The organism is Phyllobacterium phragmitis (genome assembly GCF_002980495.1).
Lineage (GTDB): Bacteria > Pseudomonadota > Alphaproteobacteria > Rhizobiales > Rhizobiaceae > Paramesorhizobium > Paramesorhizobium phragmitis.
Window position 1 is genome coordinate 258,465 of record NZ_PVBR01000007.1, and the last position, 8,723, is coordinate 267,187.

The 8,723-nt window shown below is 61.3% G+C and carries 11 protein-coding genes and 2 riboswitches; of the genes, 4 read left to right on the forward strand and 7 right to left on the reverse strand.

Features of this window, described 5'->3' with window-relative positions; all coding sequences use genetic code 11:
* Positions 1–44: 44 nt before the first annotated feature.
* Genes C5748_RS12205 through C5748_RS12215 form a run of 3 tightly spaced genes read left to right on the forward strand, consistent with a single transcriptional unit; the run spans position 45 to position 1,590 of the window.
* Positions 45–848 (forward strand): heme ABC transporter permease, encoded by an 804-nt coding sequence (locus C5748_RS12205; RefSeq protein ID WP_105742189.1) that lies wholly within the window; start codon positions 45–47, stop codon positions 846–848.
* Positions 845–1,009 carry a heme exporter protein CcmD gene (gene ccmD / locus C5748_RS12210; RefSeq protein WP_105742190.1) on the forward strand — a complete coding sequence of 55 codons (165 nt, stop codon included), beginning with the start codon at positions 845–847 and terminating at the stop codon, positions 1,007–1,009. The genes C5748_RS12205 and ccmD overlap by 4 nt, the downstream gene beginning before the upstream one ends.
* Complete coding sequence (locus C5748_RS12215; RefSeq protein WP_199194782.1) at positions 1,006–1,590, forward strand: DsbE family thiol:disulfide interchange protein; 585 nt, start codon at positions 1,006–1,008, stop codon at positions 1,588–1,590. The genes ccmD and C5748_RS12215 overlap by 4 nt, the downstream gene beginning before the upstream one ends.
* 197 nt (positions 1,591–1,787) lie before the next feature.
* Here the strand turns inward: C5748_RS12215 and ilvD are convergent, their stop codons facing one another.
* The 6 genes from ilvD to C5748_RS28575 form a co-directional block, all read right to left on the reverse strand.
* On the reverse strand, positions 1,788–3,629 hold the full coding sequence (gene ilvD / locus C5748_RS12220; protein WP_105742192.1) for a dihydroxy-acid dehydratase: 1,842 nt from the start codon (positions 3,627–3,629) through the stop codon (positions 1,788–1,790).
* Between the two features lie 300 nt (positions 3,630–3,929).
* Positions 3,930–4,340 carry a hypothetical protein gene (locus C5748_RS12225; RefSeq protein ID WP_105742193.1) on the reverse strand — a complete coding sequence of 137 codons (411 nt, stop codon included), beginning with the start codon at positions 4,338–4,340 and terminating at the stop codon, positions 3,930–3,932.
* A 53-nt stretch (positions 4,341–4,393) separates the two neighbouring features.
* Positions 4,394–5,083, reverse strand: a complete 690-nt coding sequence (gene bluB / locus C5748_RS12230; RefSeq protein WP_105742194.1) for a 5,6-dimethylbenzimidazole synthase — start codon at positions 5,081–5,083, stop codon at positions 4,394–4,396.
* Between the two features lie 77 nt (positions 5,084–5,160).
* A riboswitch (cobalamin riboswitch) is annotated at positions 5,161–5,342 on the reverse strand.
* A gap of 38 nt (positions 5,343–5,380) precedes the next feature.
* Complete coding sequence (locus tag C5748_RS12235; protein ID WP_105742195.1) at positions 5,381–5,755, reverse strand: response regulator; 375 nt, start codon at positions 5,753–5,755, stop codon at positions 5,381–5,383.
* A 155-nt stretch (positions 5,756–5,910) separates the two neighbouring features.
* On the reverse strand, positions 5,911–6,147 hold the full coding sequence (locus tag C5748_RS12240; RefSeq protein WP_105742196.1) for an Lrp/AsnC ligand binding domain-containing protein: 237 nt from the start codon (positions 6,145–6,147) through the stop codon (positions 5,911–5,913).
* Positions 6,098–6,355, reverse strand: a complete 258-nt coding sequence (locus C5748_RS28575) for a hypothetical protein (protein ID WP_146119511.1) — start codon at positions 6,353–6,355, stop codon at positions 6,098–6,100. Before C5748_RS28575 ends, C5748_RS12240 begins: the two co-directional genes overlap by 50 nt.
* Positions 6,347–6,434: riboswitch (glycine riboswitch) on the forward strand. Its footprint overlaps the gene before it by 9 nt.
* A gap of 242 nt (positions 6,435–6,676) precedes the next feature.
* Here C5748_RS28575 and C5748_RS12245 point away from each other — a divergent pair.
* Entirely contained in the window at positions 6,677–7,957 is a 1,281-nt protein-coding gene (locus tag C5748_RS12245) for a D-amino acid dehydrogenase (RefSeq protein WP_105742197.1), read from the forward strand.
* Positions 7,958–8,195: 238 nt separating this feature from the next.
* On the opposite strand, the gene C5748_RS12250 is transcribed toward C5748_RS12245, so the two are convergent.
* On the reverse strand, positions 8,196–8,723 hold a 528-nt coding region (locus C5748_RS12250), incomplete at its 5' end, for an integrase core domain-containing protein (protein WP_146119512.1).

Sequence of the window (8,723 nt, forward strand, 5' to 3'; positions counted from 1 at the left end):
AAAGGTGAATTGCCGGATTTGCTTCGCAACGCTATGTAAACAGCATGACCGATACCGCCGCACAGCCCACAAGATTGCTCGATCTCGCCAACCCGACGCGTTTCCTGTCGCTGGCGGGGGCGCTCCTGCCATGGCTCGCCGGGCTGTCGGCGCTGGTGCTGGCGGTAGGCCTCACCATGTCGTTCAATGCGCCTGACGATTACCAGCAGGGCATGACCGTCAAGATCATGTTCATCCATGTGCCGTTCGCCTGGCTTTCCATGATGTGCTACACGCTGATGGCGGCCTCCAGCGTCGGCACGCTCGTCTGGCGTCATCCGCTCGCCGATGTCTCGGCCAAGGCGGCAGCCCCGATCGGCGCGGCGTTCACGGCGCTGGCGCTGATCACCGGTTCGCTCTGGGGCCAACCGATGTGGGGCACATGGTGGGTGTGGGATGCAAGGCTGACCTCCGTCTTCGTGCTGTTCCTGATGTATCTCGGCATCATCGCGTTATCGCGCGCGCTGGACGATCCGGCGAAATCCGCCAGAGCGGCAGCGGTGCTGACGCTGGTCGGCTTCATCAATATCCCGATCATCAAATTCTCCGTCGACTGGTGGAATACGCTGCATCAGCCGGCATCGGTGCTGCGCGCCGGCGGATCGGCCATCGACCCTTCGCTGCTCCGGCCACTCCTGGTGATGGCGCTCGGCTTTACGCTGTTGTTCTTCACGCTGCACATGATGGCGATGCGCAACGAAATCTGGCGCAGGCGCGTCATCGCCATGCGGCGCATGGCGGCGCGCAAAGCGGATCGAAACGATGCCGTTGCAAGCGAGGCCATTTTTAGCAAGGATCCGGCGGCATGAGCCACCTCGCCTTCGTTCTTCTTTCCTATGGCGTTTCGGCACTCGTCCTCAGCGGCGTCGTCGCATGGCTCCTGATCGACCAGCGGGCACAGCGGACGGAGTTGCAACGGCTCGAGGCGCAGGGCATCCGCAGGCGCTCGCAAAAGGCACAACAGCCGTGAGCAACAGCAACACGAGCCGACGCCGCCGCCTGCTTCTGGCGCTGCTGCCGCTGGCGATTTTCGTGGCGCTGGCGGCGATCTTCACCATCCAGCTCCTGTCGGGACGCGACGAATCCGTCATTCCCTCCGCGCTGATCGGCAAGCCCGCGCCCGCGATGACGCTGCCGCCGCTGGAAGGCTTGCTGAAAGACGGACAACCGGTGCCGGGCCTCGATCCGGCAGCCTTTGCCGGTGAGGTGACACTGGTCAATGTCTGGGCTTCATGGTGCGTGCCGTGCCGTGCCGAGCACCCGCTGCTGATGCAGCTTGCAAAGGATGAACGCTTTCGCCTCGTGGGGGTCAATTACAAGGACCGCCCCGAAAACGCCCGGCGTTTCTTGGGCGATCTTGGCAATCCGTTCGCGGCTGTCGGGGCGGACAATAGCGGCCGCGCGGCGATTGAATGGGGTGTCTATGGCGTGCCGGAGACATTCCTCGTCGGGCGCGACGGGAAGATCGTTTACAAGCATGTCGGGCCGTTCGATGCGCGGTCGGTTAGGGATGAGTTGATGCCTGCGGTGGCAAAGGCGCTGGCGGGGTAGGTGGTTCCAAGCGCCCTCGTCCTTCGAGGCTCCGTTCCGCTTCGCTCTACTACACACCTCAGGATGAGGACTACTGCAACGCCGGCGTCCTTCATCCTCATCCTGAGGTGTGAGCGAAGCGAGCCTCGAAGGACGGGGGTGAAGGACGTCGGCGTTGCACCTAAACGCTCTCATTCATTCGAAACGGTTGGCCCCTATCAAGGCACCAACCGCACCGCGCCCTTGGCGGCGCTCGTCGCCATGGCCGCGTAGGCGCGCAGCGCCGTCGTCACCTTGCGCTTGCGCTGTTCGGTCGGCTTCCAGGCATCGGCGCCCTTCGCCTGCATCGCCTCGCGGCGGCGGGTGAGTTCGGCGTCGTCCACCGCCAGATGAATGCCGCGGTTGGGGATGTCGATCTCGATGATATCGCCGTCCTCGACCAGGCCGATCGCACCGCCTTCGGCGGCTTCCGGCGAGACGTGGCCGATGGAAAGGCCGGATGAGCCGCCGGAGAAGCGGCCGTCGGTGATCAGCGCGCAGGCCTTGCCCAGCCCCTTCGACTTCAGATAGCTGGTGGGATAGAGCATCTCCTGCATGCCGGGGCCGCCGCGCGGTCCTTCATAGCGGATCAGCACGATATCGCCCGGCGCGATCTTGCCGTTGAGAATGCCCAGAACGGCGGTGTCCTGACTTTCGAAAATGCGCGCCGGGCCGGAGAATTTCAGGATCGAATCATCGACGCCGGCGGTCTTCACGATGCAGCCATCCTCGGCCAGATTGCCGTAGAGCACGGCAAGGCCGCCATCCCTGGAATAGGCGTGCTCGACATCACGGATGACGCCCGTCTCGCGGTCGGTATCGACGGCGTCGAAGCGGCGTTCCTGGCTGAAGGCGACCTGCGTCGGCACACCGCCCGGCGCGGCGCGGAAGAAATCATGCACGGATTGGCTCTGCGTCCGCTTCACGTCCCAGCGATCGAGTGCATCGCCCAGCGATGCCGCATGGATCGAGCCGACCGATGTGTCGAGCAGCCCGGCGCGGTCGAGTTCGCCCAATATGCCCATGACGCCGCCGGCGTGATGGACGTCTTCCATGTGCACATTGGCGATGGCGGGTGCGACCTTGCAGAGCACGGGCACGCGGCGCGACAGGCGGTCGATATCCGACATGGTGAAATCGATCTCGCCCTCGTGCGCCGCAGCGAGCAGATGCAGCACCGTGTTGGTCGAGCCGCCCATGGCGATGTCGAGCGTCATGGCGTTCTCAAACGCGGCGAAGCTGGCGATGGCGCGCGGCAACACGCTTTCGTCGTCCTGCTCGTAATGACGGCGCGCCAGATCGACGATCAGATGGCCGGCCTCGACGAAAAGCCGCTTGCGGTCGCCATGCGTGGCCAACGTCGAGCCATTGCCGGGCAGCGACAGGCCAAGAGCTTCCGTCAGACAGTTCATCGAATTGGCGGTGAACATGCCGGAGCATGAGCCGCAGGTCGGGCAGGCCGAGCGCTCGATGGCGGTGACCTCTTCGTCCGAGATGCGGTCATCGGCGGCCGCCACCATGGCATCGACCAGATCGAGCTTCTTTTCCTTGTCGTCCCAGACGACCTTGCCGGCTTCCATCGGGCCGCCGGAGACGAACACCACGGGGATATTGAGCCGCAGCGCCGCCATCAACATGCCCGGCGTGATCTTGTCGCAATTGGAGATGCAGACCATGGCGTCGGCGCAGTGCGCATTGACCATATATTCGACCGAGTCGGCGATGATCTCGCGGGACGGCAGCGAATAGAGCATGCCGTCATGGCCCATGGCGATACCGTCATCGACGGCGATGGTGTTGAATTCCTTGGCGACACCGCCCGCACTTTCGATCTCGCGCGCGACGAGTTGGCCCATATCCTTCAGATGCACATGGCCCGGCACGAACTGGGTGAACGAGTTCACCACCGCGATGATCGGCTTGCCGAAATCCCCGTCCTTCATGCCTGTGGCGCGCCACAGGCCGCGCGCGCCGGCCATGTTGCGGCCATGGGTGGTGGTGCGTGAACGATATGCGGGCATCGTGCAAATCCTTGCCGGAATAGGTCTCGTTTTATGTGTGGCGGCCGGTCTTACTAAAGCAGGACAAGCCACGCAAAGCGCAAATTGCCCCATACAGCGCCGCGCGTCCACTGGACGCGCAAAGGACGCTGTATGTTATTGAATCAGCGCTTTTCAAAGGCACGCTCTAGCACAACCGCAACATAAAGCAAAAGAACAGACGGCTGGACGAAATTAAATTTCGCGTGATGTTCGTTTTCAGCCGCATGATCTTACCTGGAAGTCTGCCATTTTTTTCTGACGCCGACCTTCGGTTCGGGATCATGCCCTCGCCATCGCCCTGTCGATCAGCGCATTGGCGACCTTCATGCGGTCACCGGCGCGGTCACGCAAAGGTGCGGCCACCCGGTCGGGATGGTTCTGCGCCGCAAACCGGCGACGGACCCGTGCAAGCGCCGTGGGGGTCATGCCTGACGACAACCCTAATTCGCGGGCGATATCGTCCGGATCGGTGCTCAAGAGCGGTAATTCGGTTTCGCTGTCCGGTTCGAGAAGGATGAAATCGGACCGCCGGTCGGTGGTATGTGCCGCGCCGAGATGAACCAGGCCGTCGAGAAAATCGAAGGAGAGCGGGCGCAGGCTTTCCGGCTCGGCGGCGGACTGACGCGCAATTTCGTCCAGAATCGAGGCGAAATCGACCTGATTATCCTGCCTGCTGCTGCGCGCGTCCATCCGGCCTCTCGATCTGCTCCCGATTCATGTTCGAACCTACGGCCAAATTTCTTTCATTTTGGTTGCTGCCATTCTTCCTCGAAGATCAGTTCCTCGAGCGGCAGGCGGCGGCGCCAGCCCTTCGCCTCGAGTTCGGGCCTGAGATAGTGTTGGTCGACATAGCCGAGGCAGAGATAGGCGATGATCTCGACATGCGCCGGGATGGAAAGCGCCTGCCGCAGGGCATCGTCATGCAGGATGCTGACCCAGCCGACGCCAATGCCTTCGGCGCGCGCGGCGAGCCAGAGGTTCTGCACGGCGCAGACGGTGCTGTAGAGGTCCATCTGGGCATTATGGGTGCGCCCGAGCACGACCTTGCCGCCGCGCGTCCGGTCGCATGTGATGCACAGATTGACCGGCGCCTTGCGGATGCCTTCGAGCTTGAGCGAGCGATAGAGCGCTCGCTGTTCGGGCGGAAACATCGCCACCGCCTCCTCATTGGCGTGCATGAAAAGCGAATGGATATGCGCACGGCGGCTTTCGTCGCGGATGACGACGAAATTCCAGGGCTGCATGAAACCGACGGAAGGCGCGTGGTGGGCGGCATCGAGCAGCCGCTTCAGCACATCGTCCGGAACGGGACGCGGCAGGAATTCATCGCGCACATCGCGGCGCGTGTAGATCGCCTTATAGAGTGCGGCACGTTCCTCGGCTGTAAAGGCCTCGGCGTCGCCGAATGCATCCGAAGCTGATTTATCAAGCATTGTTTGATCCCCAACAATGACTGCCCCGGCCCGCATGACGGGACTGGGCGTCGACGCTCCCGCCGCTGTCCGCGCGGCATGAGCCATCCTGTCCGGCCGGTCTTCTGACTGAGGATCAACTGGTCTGCGCGCCTTCCCGGTAAATTCCAGTGGCATCATGCGCAGCCATCACCATTCACAGCGTTGGGCACGTTCCGGTCTCTCACCGGATTTCCGATTCTTCCGTCTTTCGACGGACACCAGACAGGTCTGGAGAAGCGCATATCCATCGGCAAGTTGCAAGAGCCCGATCATGGATTACCCGGCGGGATGCATCAGCGCTGAGGCGACGGTGTGGGTCAGCACCGACGGCGGCGTCGGCTTGTGGAAGACGGGCAGCTCCGGATAGCGCTTGGCGAGCCGGTCCGGCAGGCCCCCACCGGTATAGATGACCGTGAAGATGTGCTGATCGGAAAGTAGGTCCACGACAGGCCCGATGTCACCATCGGGCAGGTTGACATCGAGAATAGCCGCATCGACTTCACCACCCCTGAGGAGGTCCAAAGCCTGACGGACGGTGGCGACGGGCCCGACCACGGTACCGTTCGCATCCTCGATGTTTGCCGCCATATCGAGCGCGACGAACACCTCGTCCTCGACGACGAGAACTCGCTTGCGCTCAAGATCATCCATTGTGCTTTCCTCTTCCATACCGATGCGGCGATACTTCACAGGCACGGTTGAACAGACAATGCACGCCACAGGCGGAGGTTCCGCAATCGTTCGAATATGAGGCAATCGCGGTAAACCAATCGTTAAACGGGCTTCACCGTCAATCGACAGAGGTTTCAGAATGCCCTGAAGGTGAGCGTGGTCAAAGATCGGACGATGCCCGGAATATCGAGGATATTCTCGTTGATGAATTTGCCGATATCATTGTCTTCCTCGATATAAATCTTCATCAACAGATCGAATTCCCCGCTGGTGGAATAAAGTTCGGAGACGATCTCACGTTCGAACAGCATGTCGGCGACCTCATATGTCTTGCCAGGAGCGCACTGCAGCTGCAGAAAAACCGGCTTCATCACTCATCTCCATTTCTGGGGTCATTTCGGGGTCCATCGGACAGGCGAACCAAAACACCGTTGCATCAGGGAAATCAAGGCTGGCCATTGCGCGTTTACCACGGCGCGCGGCATGTGTCGAAATCGCCAATGAAATCGTCGCGCTTGCAGCAAGGGAGTTGTCTGGCCTTCGCAACTGCGATATGATGTCGGCGTTCGTAAAGACCATCTGGGAGAGACCGGTAAAATCCGGCGCCGACGGAGCAACCGCCCCGGAAACTCTCAGGCAAAAGGACCAGAATGGTTTTGAACATCTGGAGAGTGGCGTCCCCGCATCTTTACCGATGTGGGCTGATGTGGCGCCCACCGAAGGAGAAAGCCCGATCCGATCGTGCCTTCATGGCCGATGGGAGCTGGCGGTTGGAACACAGGTGAAGAACACCTGGCCTTCCGCTCCGGGCCAAACTCTCAGGTTCCGTGACAGATGGGGTTTCGTTGCCGCCCGATGGGGTGGCAGGGCAGAAACCCGGCGTCACAAGGAACTCTGGAAATGACCCGCATTGCTGTTATCGGAGCCGGAATCACCGGCATCACCACCGCTTATTCGCTCTCCCGTCAGGGCTATGACGTTACCGTCTTCGACCGCAATCGCTATGCGGCGATGGAGACCTCGTTTGCCAATGGCGGACAGCTTTCCGCCTCCAATGCCGAGGTCTGGAACAGCTGGTCGACCGTGCTCAAGGGCATCAAATGGATGTTCCGCCGGGATGCGCCGCTTTTGATGAACCCCATGCCGTCCTGGCACAAATATTCGTGGATGGCCGAGTTCGTCATGAACATCCCCAACTATGAAAAGAACACGATCGCGACCACCAGGCTGGCGATCGAAGCGCGCAAGCATCTCTTCGCGGTCGCCGAGGAGGAAAAGATCGATTTCGATCTGGAGCGCCGCGGCATCCTCCACATCTATCGTAGCAGGGAAGGCTACGATCACGCGGCGCGCGTCAACAGATTGCTGGCGGCGGGCGGCCTGGAGCGCAATCCCGTTGCGGCGGCGGATATACGCAACATCGAACCGGCGCTCGGCGGACCGCTTTATGGCGGCTTCTTCACCCCTTCGGATTCCACCGGCGATATCCATAAATTCACCCGCGGCCTGGCGGATGCCTGTCAACGCCGGGGCGTCACCATGATCACCGACGCGGATGTGCGGCAACTGACGCATGCCGATGACGGCATCGACGTCGAGTGGGGCCAGATCACCTCCGAGGGTGAAGCAGCGGAAACCGAAAAGGTGCGCTTCGACGGCATCGTCGTTTGCGCCGGGGTCGCGAGCCGCAAATTCGCCGCCCAGCTCGGCGATCGGGTCAACATCTATCCGGTGAAGGGCTATTCCATCACCATCAATCTCCCCGATAACCAGAGTCAGAAGGCCGCACCCTGGGTGAGCCTGCTCGACGATGATGCCAAGGTCGTCACCAGCCGCCTCGGCGCCGACCGCCTGCGCGTTGCCGGCACGGCGGAATTCAACGGCGAAAACCGCGATATCCGCTACGACCGGATCAAGCCTCTCATCGACTGGAGCACCAATCTCTTTCCCGGCATGGACACGTCGAGCATCGTTCCCTGGGCCGGGCTGCGCCCGATGATGCCGGACATGTTGCCGCGTGTCGGGCCGGGCAAACGCTCCCGCGTCTTCTACAACACCGGCCACGGCCATCTCGGCTGGACCCTTTCGGCGGCGACGGCGGACATGGTGGCGGGCCATGTCGCCGCTGCCCTGCCGGCCGAAGGTCATTCCAAACCGGTTTTCAAGATCGCCGCCGAATAGCCGGCACTGCAGCACCGTGCGTCCTTTGGGACGCACAAAGGATGTTGTAAGTTATTGAATCCACACATCGTGTTTTCCGAAAGCCGATTCCGGTTTTCGGGCCGATGCTGCAGCATTTCGATCTTGCTGAAATCGATAAAGGCCGGGAATTGCCATCCCGGCCTTTATGACGTGCATTCCATGGAATCCCCGTAACTATTGAATTCACCTATATTGAATCTGACCTGCCACTGAACTTTCATCCAGCGGCGACTAGAGCCCCGGTGGTTTTGAATACGCCAACAGGCGCGGTGTGAGCAACCGGCGGAAACGCGTAGCTTTCATCTTGCGCAGCGTTGGAGCCGGTTGCGGCGATGGTCCCGGCATAGCTTGCCGGGGTTTGGTATCCGAGCGATGAGTGCGGCCGGAAATGGTTGTAATCGTCCGCCCATTCAGCAATGGCGCTTCGGGCATGATCGAGACCGAAGAACAGGCTCTCGTTGAGCAGTTCGTCGCGCATGCGACCGTTGAAACTCTCGACATAGCCGTTCTGCATCGGCTTTCCCGGCGCGATGTAGTGCCACTCGACCTTGTGATCTTTCGACCAGGCAAGGATGGCATTCGACGTTAGTTCGGTGCCGTTGTCGGAGACAATCATTCCGGGCCTGCCACGTCGTTCGATTAGCGTCGTCAGTTCTCGCGCCACACGCCGTCCGGAGATCGATGTGTCCGGGATCGCAGCCAGGCATTCGCGCGTGACATCATCGACGACATTGAGAACGCGGAA

Bases quoted from the DNA above. Each gene is read 5' to 3' on its own strand.
- C5748_RS12245 (WP_105742197.1), top strand. From the start codon at position 6,677: ATGACCCGCATTGCTGTTATCGGAGCCGGAATCACCGGCATCACCACC.
- C5748_RS12205 (WP_105742189.1), top strand. From the start codon at position 45: ATGACCGATACCGCCGCACAGCCCACAAGATTGCTCGATCTCGCCAAC.
- C5748_RS28575 (WP_146119511.1), bottom strand. From the start codon at position 6,355: ATGGTCTTTACGAACGCCGACATCATATCGCAGTTGCGAAGGCCAGAC.
- bluB (WP_105742194.1), bottom strand. From the start codon at position 5,083: ATGCTTGATAAATCAGCTTCGGATGCATTCGGCGACGCCGAGGCCTTT.
- C5748_RS12225 (WP_105742193.1), bottom strand. From the start codon at position 4,340: ATGGACGCGCGCAGCAGCAGGCAGGATAATCAGGTCGATTTCGCCTCG.
- C5748_RS12240 (WP_105742196.1), bottom strand. From the start codon at position 6,147: ATGAAGCCGGTTTTTCTGCAGCTGCAGTGCGCTCCTGGCAAGACATAT.
- ccmD (WP_105742190.1), top strand. From the start codon at position 845: ATGAGCCACCTCGCCTTCGTTCTTCTTTCCTATGGCGTTTCGGCACTC.
- ilvD (WP_105742192.1), bottom strand. From the start codon at position 3,629: ATGCCCGCATATCGTTCACGCACCACCACCCATGGCCGCAACATGGCC.
- C5748_RS12235 (WP_105742195.1), bottom strand. From the start codon at position 5,755: ATGGATGATCTTGAGCGCAAGCGAGTTCTCGTCGTCGAGGACGAGGTG.